The sequence below is a fragment of the Microcoleus sp. B6-A1 genome (assembly GCF_036705085.1).
Classification (GTDB): Bacteria; Cyanobacteriota; Cyanobacteriia; order Cyanobacteriales; family Microcoleaceae; genus Microcoleus.
The window spans coordinates 1-18,320 of record NZ_JAUBTU010000126.1 but is presented as its reverse complement, the minus strand read 5'-3'; the positions used below and the strand labels follow the sequence as shown (position 1 = coordinate 18,320).

Here is an 18,320-nt window from a genome sequence, read left to right as displayed (position 1 = left end):
GTCCTTTTTGGACGGGCGGGACGCCCATCCCACTTTCAAGAGTGGAAGTTATTTAATTCTCATTCCTTAACTGTGCAGTAAATTTAAAATCTAAAATCTAAAATCCACCCTCCGCACGCTACGTAACTCGATCGCACATATCAGACTTGAACTGCATTCACTCACACTCAATTCTTGAAATTATCTGCGTTTATCGGTGTTGATCTGCCTTGCATCTGCGGTCGAGCTATCAATCAAAGATTTATGCAACAAGTCTATCATGCAAAAATGCAATCAGGAGTATTCGACAATTGCATAAACATCCATTTTTTGTATATATAAGTACAAAAATTTACAAAAAAGTCTTATATTAATTAACCCAACGACTGATAAACGGGATAAAAGAGATTCTAATGACAGCCAAAAAAAACCTCATTGTAATCGGCAATGGCATGGTAGGTCACAAGTTCCTAGAGTTAATGGTCAGCTCGGATGCTGCCCAACACTGGAATTTAATTACTTTTTGTGAAGAACCGCGCGTTGCTTACGATCGCGTAAACCTCAGTGGATTTTTCTCTGGCAAAACAGCGGGAGATTTATCTTTAGTTCCCCCTGGATTTTATCACACAAATGACATAAAGCTTCACATCGGCGACAAAGCAATAGCCATCAATCGCGAACAAAAAACAGTCTCTTCAGCCAACGGTTTAGAAGTTCCCTACGACAAAATTGTTCTGGCCACCGGTTCCTATCCATTTGTGCCATCAATTCAAGGCAAAGACGCTACAGGAACTTTTGTTTACCGGACAATTGACGACCTGGAAGCGATGTCCGATTACGCTAAAAATTGCAAAATAGGCGTAGTAATTGGCGGCGGCTTGTTAGGGCTAGAGTGTGCTAATGCTCTGCAAAATATGGGTCTAAAAACTCACGTTGTTGAGTTTGCATCGCGACTGATGCCCGTGCAAGTTGACGAGATTGGCGGGGCAATTCTCCGCAGCAAAATAGAAGAGTTGGGGGTTTCGGTTCACACCAGCAAATCTACCACAGAAATTGTTAGCGAAGATGGCAAAGTTACTAAAATGCTATTTGCTGACGGTTCGGAACTGGCAACAGATATGATTGTCTTTTCTGCTGGCATTCGCCCCCGCGACGAAATTGCTAGAAGTTGCGGTATAGAAGTAGGAGAACGCGGTGGCATTTTGATTAATGATAGCTGCCAAACCTCCGATCCTGACATTTATGCGATCGGAGAATGCGCCCTGTATCAAAATCGCATCTACGGCTTAGTTGCGCCTGGGTATACAATGGCAAGCGTAGCTGCAGATATTTTGAGCCGTGCAGCGGATGACGGGCAAGATGCCCGTCCCACAAGCACTTTTACAGGTGCGGATATGTCCACTAAACTCAAATTATTGGGGGTGGATGTCGCTAGTTTTGGAAATCCTTTTCCCAAGTCGGGCGATGCTAAAGAAATTGTTGTCGCTGACACCTTCCAAGGCATTTACAAAAAATTAGTTTTAAATCAAGACGGCAGCCGAATTTTAGGCGGAATTCTCGTAGGAGATGCTTCGGCTTACGGCACTTTGCTGCAATTCATGCAAAATGAAATTGCTCTGCCACCGCATCCCGAAGATTTGTTGATGCCACCGCGAGAAGGGGGAGCACCGGCGGGTTTTGGAGTAGACAGTTTGCCGGATTCTGCTCAAATTTGTTCTTGCAATAATGTTACCAAAGGGCAGATTTGTGCAGCGATTCGCGAGCATAATTTAACCGATGTTGCCAGCGTCAAAAAATGCACTCAAGCTGGTACTGGCTGCGGCGGCTGCGTGCCTTTAGTGACGGATATCTTCAAGTCGGAGATGAAGAAAGCTGGGTTTGCCGTCAAAAATAATCTTTGCGAACACTTTGAATATTCTCGTCAAGAATTGTACCATTTAGTGCGTTCTCAAGAGATTAAAACTTTTGAAGAGTTGATTGAAAGACACGGGAAAGGTAAGGGTTGCGAAATTTGCAAGCCTGCTGTTTCTTCGATGCTGGCTTCTACTTGGAATGACCATATTTTAGAGAAGTCTCACGTCGGTTTGCAAGATACGAACGATTACTTTTTGGCAAACATTCAGCGCGACGGTACTTATTCGGTGGTGCCACGAATACCGGGGGGAGAAATTACGCCGGATAAGTTGATTGTTTTGGGTGAAGTTGCCAGGGATTTTGGGCTTTATACTAAGATTACTGGCGGGCAACGGATTGATTTGTTTGGAGCTCGTGTGGATCAATTGCCGCATATTTGGCGCCGGTTGATTGATGCGGGATTTGAGTCGGGACACGCTTACGGTAAGGCTCTACGTACTGTAAAATCTTGTGTGGGTAGCACTTGGTGCCGCTTTGGGGTGCAGGATTCAACGAGTTTGGCGATCGAAGTTGAATTGCGGTATCGCGGTTTGCGATCGCCCCACAAGCTCAAATCTGCTGTCTCTGGTTGCACTCGCGAATGCGCGGAAGCTCAAAGCAAGGATTTTGGGATAATTGCGACGGAGAATGGTTGGAATTTGTACGTGTGTGGCAATGGCGGTATTAAGCCACAGCACGCCGTTTTGCTGGCGACGGATATCGATAAGGAAACTTTGATTAAGTATATCGATCGATTCTTGGTTTTCTACATCCGCACTGCCGACAGATTGGAACGCACTGCTACTTGGTTGAACAAACTTGAGGGCGGTATTGAATACTTGAAACAGGTAATAATTGAGGATTCTCTGGGCATTTGTGCTGAATTAGAAGCGCAAATGGAACATTTAGTGAATACTTATCAATGTGAGTGGAAAACGACGATTGAAGACCCACAAAAGGTGCAGCGGTTCCAGCATTTTGTGAATTCCGATTTGCCTGATCCGAGTATTGTTCGTGTTGCGGAACGGGGACAAACGCGGCCGGCTAACGAACATGAAAAGGCTCTGGCTGGAGTTTCGGAATAATCGATCCCCCCTAGCCCCCCTTAATAAGGGGGGGACAAGAGTATTAATCTCGTTCCCAGGCAGAGCCTGGAAATGAATTCCGGGAGGCTATGCCTCCTTCCGCGAGGCGAGGCAGAGCCTCGAAACCTACGTTCCCAGCCGGAGACTGGGAACGAGATTGAAGTAAAATAACAGGAAAAGAAGATGGTTCAATCATTACAAGTTTCGGATACTGTGACTACTTGGGTAGATGTGTGTTCTCTGGATGCGATCGCCCCTTATACTGGAGTTTGCGCTTTAGTTAAAGGCGAACAGGTGGCGATTTTCCGAGTGGGAAACGGGGATGAAGTTTATGCGCTTAGCAATTATGACCCGTTTAGCAAAGCTTTTGTGTTGTCGCGGGGAATTGTGGGCGATCGCAACGGTACTCTCAAAGTTGCTTCTCCCATTTACAAGCAAAACTTTAGTCTCACTACCGGGCAATGTCTGGATGATGAAACGGTAAAGATTCCTACTTTTGCGGTGCGGGTTGTAGCCGATCGCGTCCAAGTAGCTGTTAGTTAGATTCAGCGGCTTAATTGTTCGATCGCCATCCGCCACCACCTAACATTCCTGTGGGTGCTGGCGGATTTTGCATTCGGGCCCTCCCGACTCAGTATTTTTCGTATAAAATAGAGTCGATTGGTTCCATACTTCAGGCTCGCTCAAAAAAAGCTCAACTAATATGGGAGCTGATGCGAGGATTGTCAATGCAAACAAACTTCAGGCGGCAGGGTATCGGTATGTTGTTAAAAAAACTTGTTTCCGAAAATAATCCCCAGACTGTAGCAGAGTTAATCCATGCCCAACTCAAAATCGGTCAACTGACTTGGGGCGAACTCAACATACAAGTTTTCGGCCAGCACTGGCGGGACGAATCTTTGCACGAAGTCCTCAGAGAAATTGCAGCTAAGCTCGACAAAGAAACAGCGAGCCAAATTATAGAATATCTCACAGATCAGAACGGTCAACAAGAAAAATTTATTAATTTGTTTTTAGCAGCGCAATGCTTGTTAAAAGTTAAAAATGATGTTAATAAAAAAACCGAAAAAAAACTGTTAAACGCTTTAAAAAAGTTATCGCAATACGGTACGGGTTTCCTGATTCTTTATCAAAGCGCTCAAGAATTGCAGGAAACTTATCAAATTCGCAATCGATCGATCGTGGCGATCGCCCAAACTTGGAAAAACGACCCGCAAACCCTGCCCTGGCTGAAAATACTCGCTCACTCCACCGACTGTGGCGAAGTCCGAGCCACAGCAGTCGAAGCAATAGCCCGTGGTTGGCCAGACCAGCCAGAAATTTACCTGATGCTCAAAAACCTCGCCAAATCAGATCCAAGCTGGGCAGTGCGATCGACCTGTGTGCGAGAAATGGCTTGTGGTTGGCCCGACACGAGCGATACCTTGCCGCTGCTGAGTGCCCTGGCTCTGTCAGATCAAAGTCCCGCAGTCCGCACCGCAGCACTCGAACAATTGGCCTCTAATTGGCCCGGTCGCACAGATACCTTGCTGCTGCTGAGAACCGCCGCCGAATCCGACGAAAATTTGGGAGTGCGAGTCTGTGCGTGGCAAGCAATAGCCAGAGGTTGGCACAGCCTTTTAGGCACGGTTTCCCTGCTCAAAAATCTTGCCCAGACAGGAAGTTCTATCCTGCGAACCTTAGCGGTGCGGGAGTTGGCAGCGGGCTGGCCTGCTGCAGCCGACGTTTGCCTGCTGCTGAAAACTAAGGCCGAATCCGACAGCAGCAAAGAAGTGCGGACAGCAGCCTTAGAAGAATTGGCTTCGCACTGGGCCGGCGAGCCCGACATTTACCCGCTGCTGAAAACTAAAGCCGAGTCCGACGCGAGTTCGAGCGTCCGGCGCTCAGCAGTGCAAGCAATTGCCTCTGGCTGGCCCGGAAACCCCGAAACTCTCACTTTTTTGAAAAATATAGCATTGAGCGATCGCGACGCCGACCTGCGCGAAATAGCCCTACAACAGATAGCCGCAGGTTGGCCCGACCACCCCGAAACCCTGCCCCTGCTGCAAAAAATAGCTGATTCCGAGGATTACTGGACTGTGCGGCAAGTAGTAGTGGAGGCTGTCGCCACACTGGCGTCAGGCAGTCTCGAAGTCTTTGGCTGGTTGCAAAATCTCGCCGAGTCAGACAGACACCTGAACGTCCGAGAAACTGCGGTGGCAGAGATCGCAAAACGCTGGTCTCACCGGGGCGAGACGCTGCCTTTCCTCAAAAGCCGGGTCGAGTATGAGCATGATTCTCACCTGCTGAGCGTGCTAGTGCGATCGATCGTGCGGGGGTGGCCCGACGCCCCGGAAACCTTGTCTTGGCTGAAAATTCAGCTCGATTCTGGGGAAGCGCTAGTGCGGGAAGCGGCGGTGCTTGAACTCGCTTACAACTGGCCAGACAATCCTGAAACTTGGATGCTGCTGGAGGCTAAAGCAGAGGGCGATGAGAGTCCCGCTGTCAGGCAAATCGCTTTGCAAAAGTTAGCGCGCGGGTGGACAAATCAGTCTCAAACTTTTGAGTGGCTCAAAAGTAGAGCTCAAAAAGATGAAGATTCGCAGGTGCGGGCGATCGCCCTGGTAGAGTTAATGCGGGGATGGAAAGACGAGCCGGGAATGTTTGAGTTTTTGCGCGATCGAGCTTTGAGCGATGTTGACAATCAAAACGGTTCTTTTCCTTACAACCCCAGGTTTACAGCACTCGAAGCGATTATTGAACATTATCCCGAAAATCCGGGAGTTGTGCCGTTGTTGCGAGCTCTTGCAGTTTCCGACGCAGAAGAGCAAGTGCGGGCCTTAGCGAGTCGCCGACTACGCAGCCAAGACTGGTAATTAGAAACAATCCTTTAGACACCTCGGAAAATTCATCATGCCTGCTCTTCTTTCTGGAGTTTGAGGAGGCTCCAACTTTAGGCGTTTAGTGCATAACTTGTCTTCGTTGCACTCTTAACATTGTTTCAGTATATCATTCCGCCGCAGCCGGAAGAGATCTTAAAAGTTAACACTGGGACTAACTCAAACGAGTGACACTCAAATGAGTGACACTCGAAAAAGTGACTGTGCATCCACAAATTCCACCAGTTATACCTGAAATATCAAACACCAAAACTTAACTGTTGATAGGAAGCACATTATGTACACCGAAGAAAGAAGCTTGAACAATGAAACTATGGCTCTCGTCGCCGATACTACTCCTCAATCAACTCTTGCATTTGCTGCAACCACTGGAGTAAACAAACCCACTTTACAAATGGGTTCAACAGGCCAAGCTGTCAAGGAACTACAACAGCTTCTATATCATTGGGCATATTATTTTGGCGCCATTGACGGTATCTTCGGCGTCCAAGTTCAAAACGCCGTCAAAGGCTATCAACACCGCGTCTTTTTAAAAGAAGATGGGATTGTCGGCCCTCTCACTTGGGAAGCACTATTCTCTGGTGCACCTGTGAATATGCCGATCGTCATGAAGGGCAGTTCTGGTAATGCTGTTAAAATTGTTCAGAATGTCTTGAAAATCAATGGATACTATTTCGGATTCATTGACGGATTCTTCGGGCCGATGACAGATGTAGCCGTGCGACAATTGCAACTGAGCAAGGCTTTACCGCAAGATGGAATTGTCGGCTATAGAACTTGGCACGCCCTCAGCAAGTTACCGCACTAATAACTGATTGGATTCATATCAATTCCGGTTGCACTCCTCATGATTGTTGACTGTTGACTGTTTAGTCTGGAGCCAAAAACTCAATGTTTGAGTGTTAACTGTTGACTCGATTTTCTTATTCCGAGGCAACCGGAAACCATATGATGACGTTGGTTATTGGTATTTTGATGCTGTATGAGTTTGTTTCATTTATCTTGACAACTTAAGCAATATCTAAAGGAGTAAATGTGATGGCTACTAAATTCAAGAGAAGAATTCTCTCAATTGATGGTGGCGGTATCCGAGGTATTATTCCTGCGATCGTTCTCAACTACATTGAAGAGCGCACAGGAAAACGCATAGCAACAATGTTTGATTTTATTGCCGGCACTTCAACCGGAGGAATTTTAGCACTGGGTTTAACTAGAAAGAACTCAGACTCTAGCATCAATAATGAGCCAGAGTATACCGCTGCCGAACTGATAAATTTCTATCGCCAATATGGACCAAAGATTTTTAATGAGTATGTTCCAGGGGACTTTGATGATTTGCTACAACCCAAGCACAACCCAAAAGGTAAGCAAGAAGTTTTAAAGGATCTTCTAGGTGAAGCTAAGGTTGAAGACGCATTACGAGAAATTTTCATCCCGAGCTATGATATTGAACTGAGAGCACCAGTTTTTTTTACAAGCAATCCGGACGCAGAGGAACCCAACAGTATTAATAGCCGCAAAGTATGTAGCGGGTTCAAAATGTGGGAGGCAGCAATGGCAACTTCTGCTGCACCGACATTCTTTCCACCCTACGAACTCGAAACGGCACATACTACCGATGAGGGACATTACGCTTTGGTAGACGGTGGAGTTTTTGCAAATAATCCTTCCTCACTTGCAATGATGGAGGCGATGATTTCTTACAAGAAAAAGACTGATGAAGAACTACACCGTAAGGATACCCTTGTTGTTTCTTTGGGTACTGGCTCAGTAACCAGGAGGTATAAGTATAGAGATGCCAAAAACTGGGGACAAATTAAATGGGCACTTCCCTTACTTAACGTTGTTTTAGATGGTCAAAGCGAATCTGTGGCGTATCAGCTTCAGCAGCTAATGGTGACTAAAGCAGACAAAGAAAATAACAGAAACTACTATCGTTTTCAACTTCAATTAAGTAGCGATAATGGCCACGATCAAATGGATAATGCAAGTCCCAGTAATATTGATCACCTTGAGGAGCGAGCTGAAAAACTGATTCAAAACAGTAAGAAAGATTTGAATGAGTTGTGTAATCTTTTGAAGGAGGAGACTGAGCTATATTCTAATTAACCGCACCGTTAAATCGATATACGGTTGGAAGATTTTTAATGGGGGTAAGACTTTGTGTGTATTCATTCCCAAAAAAGGGCATCCCAAACCGCACCGCTTCCCCCATCATCGAACATCGATCGCACTCCGAAGCTGTTTTCTCCCACGTGAGCAACTCTTCCCGAAAAGCTTGGTATTGCTTGGCCCGCTGCACGACGCTTGCAATTTCCGACGCAGAAGAGCAAGTCCGGGCCTTAGCGGGCTGCAGGCTGCACAGCCAAGATTGGTAAACAAAAACCATACCCCAGTTTCTCCAACAGTCCTCGACGCAAAGCCTCTGCACAAGCCCATGAAAGGTAGCGACAATCCCCCGTGGTTGCCCCGTCTGTGGTGATGTTGCCTCCAGGATTGTCCCAGAAACCGGGGTTCAAGAAATTTCCCAACAGTTCTTAATTATGTCTCACGAACTTCCGAGGTAATTCCTTCAGGTTTTGCTGTTGCCGTCAGAAGTTCCAAACTTTGGTCAGGACTTAAGTTTGGATTAGCCTGAAGCATTAGAGCAACTACACCTGCAACATAGGGAGCAGCCATAGACGTTCCGTTCAATATGCCATAACCCTCTACGTTTCCCGGCGTAATCGGAACTGTAGATAAGACTTCATAGCCCGGAGCAACCACAAAATTTGTTGTTATCGAACCAGCAGGATTGGAAAAAATTGTTACCTGTTTACCTGGAGTTGTTACTGCTCCGACAGCTACTCCCAAATTGTCGAAAGCATAAAATGCTGGAAAAGTTGGTTCGCTTGGGTTGAGTTTATCCCTGTCATTTCCCGCTGACATTATCACAAAAACCCCGGCTCCCTTGGCATCTTCTAGGGCTTTCCGTACTTCGTTATTGAGGAACTCTAGTCCGCCCAAACTCATGTTAATCACATCTGCGCCATTGTTTACCGCATAGCGGATGCCGTCAATGAGATTTGAAACAGATACATCCCCAAAACTTCCGACCCTAATCGGCATAATCTGAGCCTCATAAGCCACCCCATTCATTTCCAGCGTGTTATTGAGAGAAGTGATCTCAATTCCATTTCTTTGGGCCCCTATGATTCCTGCTACATGAGTTCCGTGAAACCCACGCTGATCATTTGAATCTGGGGAGGGATTGGCATCGCCATCCACAAAATCCCACCCATTTACATCATCACTAACTCCATTGAGATCGTCATCAATACCATTCCCCGGAATTTCATTAGGATTCCGCCAGATATTGCTCTTTAAATCGGGATGACTCAAGTCAACCCCGCTATCGAGTACCGCAACCACAACACCTTTACCCGTGTATCCTGCTTTCCAGGCTGGGGCAACGTTTAGCAGGTTTAAGTCCCCTATATTATTAAACTTAGCTGCACTGGTGAGCGGGTCAGCAGCATCCAACTGCTGTTTATCAGTGGCAGCCGCAACGGCCGCTGCTGCATCCACCAGCCCGTAGCCGAACAAATTGTTGAAATTATCTGTTGTCGGCGCAGCTAAGATGCTGATGTTGTAGCGCGTGTTGCCTGCAAAAGAATTGACTCCGAGGAAATAACTACCTGCTGACAAACCTCTAAAGAAAATTTCCTCGGGATTGTTGCCTTGCTGTTGAGGAACGCCAAGAATTTCACCAAAATCAACCTTATTGTTGTTGTTAACATCCTGAAGCAGCACTAAATCTGCATCTGTACCTGGATATATTCCCCGCAAGTTGACTTGAAGGTTGCTGGGCTGTGGGAGATCAAATTTGTAGAGTTTCGCAGGTTGTTTTTCCTCAACAAAGTCGTCCAACGAACCCTGGATGCTGCTGCTGAATGTGCCAATAGGAATAGCTTGGTTCAGCCCGAACTGAATTGGCTGGACATTGATATCCAGGTTGTAGTCGGTGTTAGCTCCCCGAACAGCTTGTTGAACAAAGACAAAGTATCTGCTGGGTACAGAAAAGCGACTTTCAATGACTTCTGACCGAGTTCCAGGATTGCGGGAGGCTGAGACAGAGACGATTTCGTCTGGACTCAGTTGACCATCGAGATTAGCATCCCTCACCAAGAATAAATTAGCGTCCCCAGTCAAACCGCTGAGTTGCAATTGAATACTGCTCGGTGTGTTAGTAGTGGTGAAAGTGTAAATATCTCGGATGTCGTCTTCACCTACGAAGCCCTTGAGCGACTGAATTGGATTGTTCAGGACATCGAGATTTATTGGTCTGTTAAGGTTGTCATCTAATACGAAATCGGCAGGGAAAAAACGATTCTGGAGTTGCTCTGGCGAAACGTCCGCCACTTGTCCCAAGATCCTGTTATTAGCTTGAATCCTAATTAAAGTTCCCCCTGCCGAGGGTTCTAGATTTAGGTCAGCTTCGCTGAGATTGTCAGTTAATCCAATGCCGTCAAATCTAGGGTCGAAGTCAGCGATCCAATCTACTGCTGCTGTATTTAGCTCGGTTCGGAGTACAAACCCATCATTGCCACTACCACCAACTAGCGTGTCTCCATCCAAGTCGCCAGCCAAAATGTCATCGCCCTCATCACCTCTAAGTAGGTCGCTGCCTTGACCGCCGCGCAACAAGTCATTTCCTTGACCTCCGATGAGGGCATCGTTACCGACATCCCCGAAGAGCAAATCCTCACCGCCACCGCCATCGATCAATTCTGGAGAGACCGAACCAATCACAATATCATTACCTTCTAAAGCCCGCAGTCCTCTGGTGAAGGGATTTAAAAGTCCTGGGGTTAGCCTGAAGTTATCAGAATTGGGACTTAGATCGAAAAAGTTACCGTCACTGCTGGAACTATTCATAACAAGATGCTCCTGGTCAGATCAACAAATATATTTTAATAATCAAAAAAAATCCCTCATGAAATTGCAACTTTTTTTAACAATACAGAACTTACGCAACTGGCACACTAAAATCAAATTTTAGAGTTGGTCAGAGGAATTGCTGGAAGGGTTATTGAGGGTTGCGATATCTGAGGCATCTTACTAATTATGATAATCGCCTCAGTCCTGCAATAGTCAAAGAAGATTATGTTCCTCTTCCTGGCTCGATCGAGCTTGCGATCGCCAGCCTGGTGATTTCTGAACTAGGGAATATGTTGTCAATCCAACAAAATGTATAGGAGCTAACACAAACGCGCTGCTTAATCAAGGTATGAAAAAAATAAATGAAAAATCCCTATGGAATGAGAATTAAATAACTTCCACTCTTGAAAGTAGGATGGGCGTCCCGCCCTTCCAAAAAAGACGGGCGGGACGCCCATCCCACAATAACAATTGAAATTGTAAGTTATTTAATTCGCCCTCCTCAGCCGCCAGCTAACAGTTAACACAGGGGCGGCCTAGTTTGAGACTTAATCGGGAACTTTTCTTATTTAAAACCGTCTTTTCGGGGATGATTTTCTGTTGCCATAGCCTAAATTAAAACAAATATTCTCCACATAAGCTCTGAAAATGTGCTAACTGCTCTCCTGATTATTTTCATAGGTTTAGCTCCGTCGCTGCTGTCTTTGTGGGTGATGCGCTATGCCCAGAGCCAAGCCCGCGACAGAATTGCAGCGGCCAGACTTGCGGTAGCGAATAGACCAATCCGAACTCAACTACCAACTGCCGATCGCACTTACATACAAAGCCTCGGTTATGCTATCGGCGATATCACTTGCGAGTATAACGCCCGCTCTAATTACATTCGCTGCGCTGTCAATCCTTCTGGGCCCTGTCAAGATTGTCGGTACTACCAAGCCAAAACTCTTGACGTTGGAGAGCAAAAGATATAGCTTATATTGGTGCTTGTATCTACGTCTATTTGCGGATGTAATAATCAATGAGTTAATATGTACTTACGTGTAAGGATTCTTGTTGAAGCTTGTTTTGGACTACCCACGCCCAAACTCAGCAGTTAAAACCTAATCGAGCATTATTGCTTGGTTACAGTTGCCATAACTGGCGGATTGCGATCGGTGTTTTTCTAGTTGAGGACTTACGATCAAAAACCAGGTTTAGATGATAAATTTTGGTTAGGCGACGAGAAATCTAGGCACAAATTAGGTTTCTAGTCTCCGGGGCGTAACTCCTGCAGTTAAGAAAATTAGCCAACAAAAATCGTAAGTAGCTGAGGCGCACATCTCCCAATCAGTTTCTCCAAAACATCATGAAAAATTCTGCACGAAACATTGTCCCGAGCATTTATCTTAAGCAGAAACCAGCTCGAAGACTCTAAGTTGACAACTTGAGAAGTTGCTTGTGGGCGGCACTAATCTGTTTTTGCGATCGTAGCGAAACAGTCTCAAACCTAGATTGCTATCTCCCGACTCCAAGTCATGAATTTTTAAGACGCCTCGTCGATACAGGGTATGCCGATTTCAATTGAATCTCATATGTTGCACCATTTTCAAGAATAGGCGACGCTGGCCTGTTCTACAACCAGTGAATTTTCTTATGGGCCGGGCAGGAGAACCCCCCATAGAAGGGTTATTGAGAAGGGTAAAAGATCTCAGTTGAATGACACTTCGGGCACTGCCGACATAATTATGTGACGGCTATCACTCCCTAATTAATGTCTAGTTGCTATTTTGAACAGGGTTTGCGCGCCAAAACCAAAGAAACCGAGTTTTTTACCGGGAGCGAAGGCTACAAAGAAGTCTTTTAGTCCCTCAAACCAGGTTTATACGTCCAGAAATAGTGAATTTTCTCTGCAAATAAAGTGCATTAGACGATGTACAGAAAACCTCATAAAGTAAATTTTTGAGAACTCCTGTTATTATCTACTGCGCGATGTAAGAGATATAGCCTTTCTCAGTAACATGAGGTGCACGCTTGATAAGCGGCCTCCGTGGCCTCCGTGGGAATAGGCCTCCGTGGCCTCCGTGGGCATACCTCACCAAGATTGAGAAATGCTGTAGGCGTGTAACAGATACACTCCCTAAAAGAAAAGAAAAAAGCCGAAGGCAAAATATCACCCGATAGAGAGATTATTGGGATTTAAACCCCAAATCCTCAGCGCTTCTGCCGGCGATATTTGCAATGCTATCAAATATCTATATAGCACTGCTTTGTGCTGAGTAAAATTTGCTTTTTGCTCTTGATACAAGTCAAGCAGCAGAGCCTCTTACTCTGCAATTCCACCTTGTGAATAGGTGATAATTATCATCTGGAAATGGGTACATCATCTACAATCCGTGAGCCAATTTGACCATGCAAAGCATCTGCAACAAATCAATCTTTATCACCCCAAAAATATGTGACTCCACCGCAAGGATTGCGGGCGCGAACTCCCAAACAACAGCAACTTATCATCAGAAAAAACCAATAAAACAAGTAAAAACAGTAGGGGCAATCCCCCCGTGGTTGCCCCTGTCCCAGAAACTCCGTGGTGGCACGGGAATTGGGCATCCCCCCAGAGAATTTTTGCGAGCAACCGTAAGGGAAAACCCCCCGTGGTTGCCCCCTCGGACTATAAAAAATGTACTGTTCCTCGATGCCAGAGTAGAGAACGGCGACAGCTTGGCAAGAGGAGCAACAGCCGATACAGAGGTATTTGTACTGGACTCGACACGGGATGGAGTCGAGCAAATTACTAGAATTTTGGCGGTTTGCAGCGATTTAGACAGCCTTCAGATAGTTTCTCACGGTCGAGAAGCAGGAGTGCAGCTAGGGTCGATCGAACTCTGCAACGACAACTTAGAAACCTACAGCCATTTGTTACAGCAGTGGGGAAAAGCCCTGAGCGAGAGAGGAGATATCTTGTTATTCGGGTGCAGCGTCGCAGCGGGGGAAAGGGGCGAGGCCTTCGTGCGGCGGCTGAGCTTGATAGTCGGTGCAGATATTGCAGCTTCCGACAACTTGACGGGGAGTGCGGCACTCGGCGGGGACTGGGAATTAAAATTTGCGATCGGGGAAATAAAGGCGAGAATCGCTATTGAAAAAGAAGTGCTCGAAGCCTACCCTTACGCCCTCGGCACATTAGTTAACGAAACTTTCAGAAACTCCACAGTTAGGGGGCCTTGGATTTACGGGGGAAACAACGGGGCACTGTTCAATCCGAGCAACGGGGTTGCAGCAGCCAATCAACTTATCCCCGGCATTACCGGAGGCACTGTATCCGGCGTACTTCCGGCTTTGGGCGGTGCAAGTCCTGGCGATGGCGCTCTGCGATTAACTCCAGCAGTAAACCTTCGGGAAGCTTTTGTCATCTACAACAATCCGATTCCTTCAACTGATGGTCTCAGAGTCCAGTTTGATTTTTATTCTTATGGTTCAAGCGGGCAGTTTCCGGCTCCGCAACCGAATATTAGCCCTCAGCCAGGGGACGGGCTGGGTTTCTTCTTGATTGATGGGACTGTTAGCCCAACCAGGACTGGGGGTTATGGCGGTTCTCTGGCTTACGCTCCACGAACGGGTATACCCGGTATTGAGGGAGGTTATTTAGGCATTGGGCTTGACGAGTTTGGCAATTTTTCAACATCCACAGAAGGGCGCTCTGGCCCTGAGCCGCCTCCGATTCCGGGATCTTCTATTGGTTCTTTCAGACCTGATTCAGTAACGGTTAGAGGAAGTCAAGCAAATGGTTATCGGTTTTTAACAAATGTGATCGTTCCCTTCGGCATCGATAACATTCCTACGAGTATTGACTTTAGTGGCCCTCAACAAGGCGCCAGTTTTAACTTCAGCAATACGTTCACGACCGATCGCAATTTAGCCAAAAGATCCGTTCAAATTACACTGAATCCATCTAACGATCCGGTAAATCCGTCTCGTCTCACCGTTGCCTTCGATGAAAATTTCGACGACATCTACGAAACTACATTGATCGACATCCCCAACTTGGTCACCGCAAATGGCGCAGTACCGCCCCTTTTCAAATTTGGTTTTGGCAGTTCCACAGGAGGCGCCAACAACATTCACGAACTTCAAAACGTGGTAGTTGAAACTATCAATCCTCCCAGTATCGCCGCTGAGGTTGCCACTATCAAGACCGGCCCGCAGTTTGTCAAGCCCGGAAGCAGCATTACCTACACGATTACTACTGTAAACAGAGGGCCAGCGCCTGCTACAAATGTTCTGATTCAAGACGAATTACCTTTAGAACTGCTGCTTCCGGGGGGATTGCCGCCGATTCTCAGTGCCTCCAACAACGGCACTTACGTGAACCAAACGAAGGCTGTCACCTGGCCGTTAATTCCGGTTCTCAATGCGGGTGAGACTCTGACTTACACCCTGACAGTTGATTTGCCGCCCGGTTTAACCAGCGGTAGCAGTTTTGCCAACGTTGCATTCAGCACTAGCTCGACTTTCGACCCCGACCTCAGCAACAACAGCGGTGTACTCGCGCCCGGTCAAATCGAGGGGCCGGGTGTAGTTTTTACCACAGTTGTCGATACAGTCGCGGATTTAGTTACTACCAAAAGTGGCCCTGTGACTACTTCGGCCGGGTCAAGCGTCACCTACACATTGACTACTACTAACATGGGGCCAGACTCTGCTGCGGATGTGACTATCACGGACAGCATTATTCCGGGTTTAACAGGAGTCAGCTTATCGGACGGGGGGAGTTACGATTCTGTTTCGGGCATTGTCACCTTCCCAGCACTGACAGCGCTGGCAAGTGCGGATACTGTGACCCACACTGTCAGTTTCACTGCCCCAGCCACCCGTACCGCCATCAGCAACACGGCCCGGAGTAGCTCGGCGACTTTCGATCCGATCGCCACTAACAACAACGGCTCGACCACCAACAAAGACGGCACTCCCACTAACTCTACGGTTACGACAAGTATTGCGCCCAACGCGGATCTTGTTACCACGAAAACGGGTTCTACGAGTGCTACTGCTGGTAGTTCGGTCAGCTATTCGATCGCCACAGTCAACTTAGGGCCGAGTCCTGCAGAGGCTGTAACCATCACTGACAGCATAGTTCCGGGGTTAGCCGGAGTGACGGCATCTAATGGTGGCGTTTACGATCCAGTGACTGGTATTGTCACCTTCGCGCCGGTGGCAATAGCCAACGCGGAGACAGTCATCCGGACGATCGACTTCACAGTACCGCCTACTCTAACTTCCATCAGCAACACGGCCAGAAGTACCTCCATCACTCCCGACTTCACTCCGGCCAACAACAACGGTACAAACCCCAACGCCACCGTCACCACCTCGATCGAGGCTGTGGCCGATGTTGTCACCCAAAAAACAGCTCCGGCCAGCATCCAGGTGGGCGACACGCTACTTTATACAATTACTACTACCAACAACGGGCCGAGTCCTGCGGCCAACGTAGTCATTACTGACAGCTTGATTCCCGGCTTAACTAATGTCAGCGTGTCCGATGACGGAACCTACAATCCAGACACAGGGGCGATCGAGTTCCCAGCGATCGCGACTTTAGCCAGCGGCAGCAGCGTCACCCGCACCCTGATTTTTGTACCGCCGCCTACTCTGACGAGCATCACCAATATTGTATTAAGTCGATCGGACACTTTTGACCCGGACTTGACGAATAACAACGGCTCGACAGTCGCAGTGCCCGGTCAGGCGGGGGGTCAAGTTATTACTTCGATCGATGCTGTGGCCGATGTTGTCACCCAAAAAACGGCTCCGGCCAGCATCGAGGTGGGCGACACGCTACTTTATACAATTACTACTACCAACAACGGGCCTAGTCCCGCGACCAACGTAGTCATCACCGACAGCCTGATTCCCGGCTTAACTAATGTCAGCGTGTCCGATGACGGAACCTACAATCCAGACACAGGGGCGATCGAGTTCCCAGCGATCGCGACTTTGGCCAGTGGCAGCAGTGTCACCCGCAGCCTGATTTTTGTACCGCCGCCTACTCTGACGAGCATCACCAATATTGTATTAAGTCGATCGGACACTTTTGACCCGGACTTGACGAATAACAACGGCTCGACAGTCGCAGTGCCCGGTCAGGCGGGGGGGCGAGTAATTACCTCGATCGATGCTGTGGCCGATGTTGTCACCCAAAAAACGGCTCCGGCCAGCATCGAGGTGGGCGACACGCTACTTTATACAATTACTACTACCAACAACGGGCCTAGTCCCGCGACCAACGTAGTCATCACCGACAGCCTGATTCCCGGCTTAACTAATGTCAGCGTGTCCGATGACGGAACCTACAATCCAGAGACAGGGGCGATCGAGTTCCCAGCGATCGCGACTTTAGCCAGTGGCAGCAGTGTCACCCGCAGCCTGATTTTTGTACCGCCGCCTACTCTGACGAGCATCACCAATATTGTATTAAGTCGATCGGACACTTTTGACCCGGACTTGACGAATAACAACGGCTCGACAGTCGCAGTGCCCGGTCAGGCGGGGGGGCGAGTAATTACCTCGATCGAGACGGCCCGCGCCGACCTGGTTACGTCCAAGAGCGGTCTCACATCTGCTCCGGCTGGTAGTTCCGTGACTTATACTATAACTACTGCAAACAATGGGCCGAATGCTGCTGAAAACGTAGTGATTACAGACAGCATCATTCCCGGTTTAACGGGAGTCAGCGCATCGGACGGCGGCACTTACGACCCGGTGACAGGGGTTGTCACCTTTCCAACAATTCCCAGTTTGACTAGCGGCAGCAACATCAACCGCGAGGTAACAGTAGTCGTTCCAGCGACGGACACCATTAGCAATACTTCCCAGAGTCGATCGACCACTTTTGACCCCCAACCCAGCAATAACAACGGTTCCGAGTCCAGAGCCACTGTCACCACTGCCATTTTACTCGCGCAGCCCACGCCCAACCAACCTCCATCAGCCTACAGCAGCAACGCAGCGCTAGCGCCCAACAGCGTTGTCCAAATTAGCGGGCTCGGAGGCAGAGACTCAGACGGCACAGTGGTTACATTCACCATCAGCACCCTGCCGCCAGCCAATGAAGGCACGCTGTTCTTGGCCGACCCCAGCCAGGGAGTGCGGGTCACAGCAGGTCAAACCCTGACAGCCGAGCAAATTACCCAGTTGTTCTTCCAGGCATCCGGCAATTTCACAGGGGCAAACTTCACCTACAGCGCTACAGATAACCTCGGCGCCACCAGTGCGGCAGTCGCCACTGTCTCTCTCATTCCCCTTAATGAACCGGCGCCAACTCCAACACCCGCGCCGGAACCAACACCCACACCACCAACACCGGCGCCAACTCCAACACCCGCGCCGGAACCAACACCCACACCACCAACACCGGCGCCAACTCCAACACCCGCGCCGGAACCAACACCCACACCACCAACACCGGCGCCAACTCCAACACCCGCGCCGGAACCAACACCCACACCACCAACACCGGCGCCAACTCCAACACCCGCGCCGGAACCAACACCCACACCACCAACACCGGCGCCAACTCCAACACCCGCGC

9 protein-coding genes are annotated in these 18,320 nt (G+C 48.2%); 7 read left to right on the top strand and 2 right to left on the bottom strand.

The window, feature by feature from the left end; translation table 11 throughout:
- Nucleotides 1-392: 392 nt before the first annotated feature.
- The 5 genes from nirB to QUB11_RS28880 all read left to right on the top strand — a co-directional run bounded on the left by nirB (nucleotide 393) and on the right by QUB11_RS28880 (nucleotide 7,945).
- A complete protein-coding gene (gene nirB / locus QUB11_RS28900; RefSeq protein ID WP_333206682.1) occupies nucleotides 393-2,957 on the top strand; it encodes a nitrite reductase large subunit NirB in 2,565 nt (854 codons plus the stop codon).
- Between the two features lie 183 nt (nucleotides 2,958-3,140).
- Nucleotides 3,141-3,500 carry a nitrite reductase small subunit NirD gene (nirD, locus tag QUB11_RS28895; RefSeq protein ID WP_333057424.1) on the top strand — a complete coding sequence of 120 codons (360 nt, stop codon included), beginning with the start codon at nucleotides 3,141-3,143 and terminating at the stop codon, nucleotides 3,498-3,500.
- 185 nt (nucleotides 3,501-3,685) lie between these two features.
- A complete protein-coding gene (locus QUB11_RS28890; protein WP_333206683.1) occupies nucleotides 3,686-5,812 on the top strand; it encodes a HEAT repeat domain-containing protein in 2,127 nt (708 codons plus the stop codon).
- 301 nt (nucleotides 5,813-6,113) lie between these two features.
- Nucleotides 6,114-6,644, top strand: coding sequence for a peptidoglycan-binding protein (locus tag QUB11_RS28885; protein WP_333206684.1), 531 nt, complete (start codon nucleotides 6,114-6,116; stop codon nucleotides 6,642-6,644).
- Nucleotides 6,645-6,874: 230 nt separating this feature from the next.
- Nucleotides 6,875-7,945, top strand: coding sequence for a patatin-like phospholipase family protein (locus QUB11_RS28880; RefSeq protein WP_333206685.1), 1,071 nt, complete (start codon nucleotides 6,875-6,877; stop codon nucleotides 7,943-7,945).
- On the opposite strand, the gene QUB11_RS28875 is transcribed toward QUB11_RS28880, so the two are convergent.
- Together QUB11_RS28875 and QUB11_RS28870 are read right to left on the bottom strand one after the other, a co-directional pair.
- Nucleotides 7,938-8,225 carry a hypothetical protein gene (locus tag QUB11_RS28875; protein ID WP_333206686.1) on the bottom strand — a complete coding sequence of 96 codons (288 nt, stop codon included), beginning with the start codon at nucleotides 8,223-8,225 and terminating at the stop codon, nucleotides 7,938-7,940. The two genes, QUB11_RS28880 and QUB11_RS28875, sit on opposite strands and share 8 nt — an antisense overlap.
- Before the next feature lie 152 nt (nucleotides 8,226-8,377).
- Nucleotides 8,378-10,753, bottom strand: coding sequence for a S8 family serine peptidase (locus tag QUB11_RS28870; protein ID WP_333206687.1), 2,376 nt, complete (start codon nucleotides 10,751-10,753; stop codon nucleotides 8,378-8,380).
- Between the two features lie 653 nt (nucleotides 10,754-11,406).
- Between QUB11_RS28870 and QUB11_RS28865 the strand changes: the two genes are divergently transcribed.
- On the top strand, nucleotides 11,407-11,727 hold the full coding sequence (locus QUB11_RS28865; RefSeq protein WP_333205889.1) for a DUF6464 family protein: 321 nt from the start codon (nucleotides 11,407-11,409) through the stop codon (nucleotides 11,725-11,727).
- A 1,417-nt stretch (nucleotides 11,728-13,144) separates the two neighbouring features.
- The coding region (locus QUB11_RS28860; RefSeq protein WP_333392359.1) for a DUF4347 domain-containing protein at nucleotides 13,145-18,320 on the top strand (5,176 nt) is incomplete at its 3' end.

Bases quoted from the DNA above. Each gene is read 5' to 3' on its own strand.
- nirB (WP_333206682.1), top strand. From the start codon at position 393: ATGACAGCCAAAAAAAACCTCATTGTAATCGGCAATGGCATGGTAGGT.
- nirD (WP_333057424.1), top strand. From the start codon at position 3,141: ATGGTTCAATCATTACAAGTTTCGGATACTGTGACTACTTGGGTAGAT.
- QUB11_RS28890 (WP_333206683.1), top strand. From the start codon at position 3,686: ATGCAAACAAACTTCAGGCGGCAGGGTATCGGTATGTTGTTAAAAAAA.
- QUB11_RS28885 (WP_333206684.1), top strand. From the start codon at position 6,114: ATGTACACCGAAGAAAGAAGCTTGAACAATGAAACTATGGCTCTCGTC.
- QUB11_RS28880 (WP_333206685.1), top strand. From the start codon at position 6,875: ATGGCTACTAAATTCAAGAGAAGAATTCTCTCAATTGATGGTGGCGGT.
- QUB11_RS28875 (WP_333206686.1), bottom strand. From the start codon at position 8,225: ATGGTTTTTGTTTACCAATCTTGGCTGTGCAGCCTGCAGCCCGCTAAG.
- QUB11_RS28870 (WP_333206687.1), bottom strand. From the start codon at position 10,753: ATGAATAGTTCCAGCAGTGACGGTAACTTTTTCGATCTAAGTCCCAAT.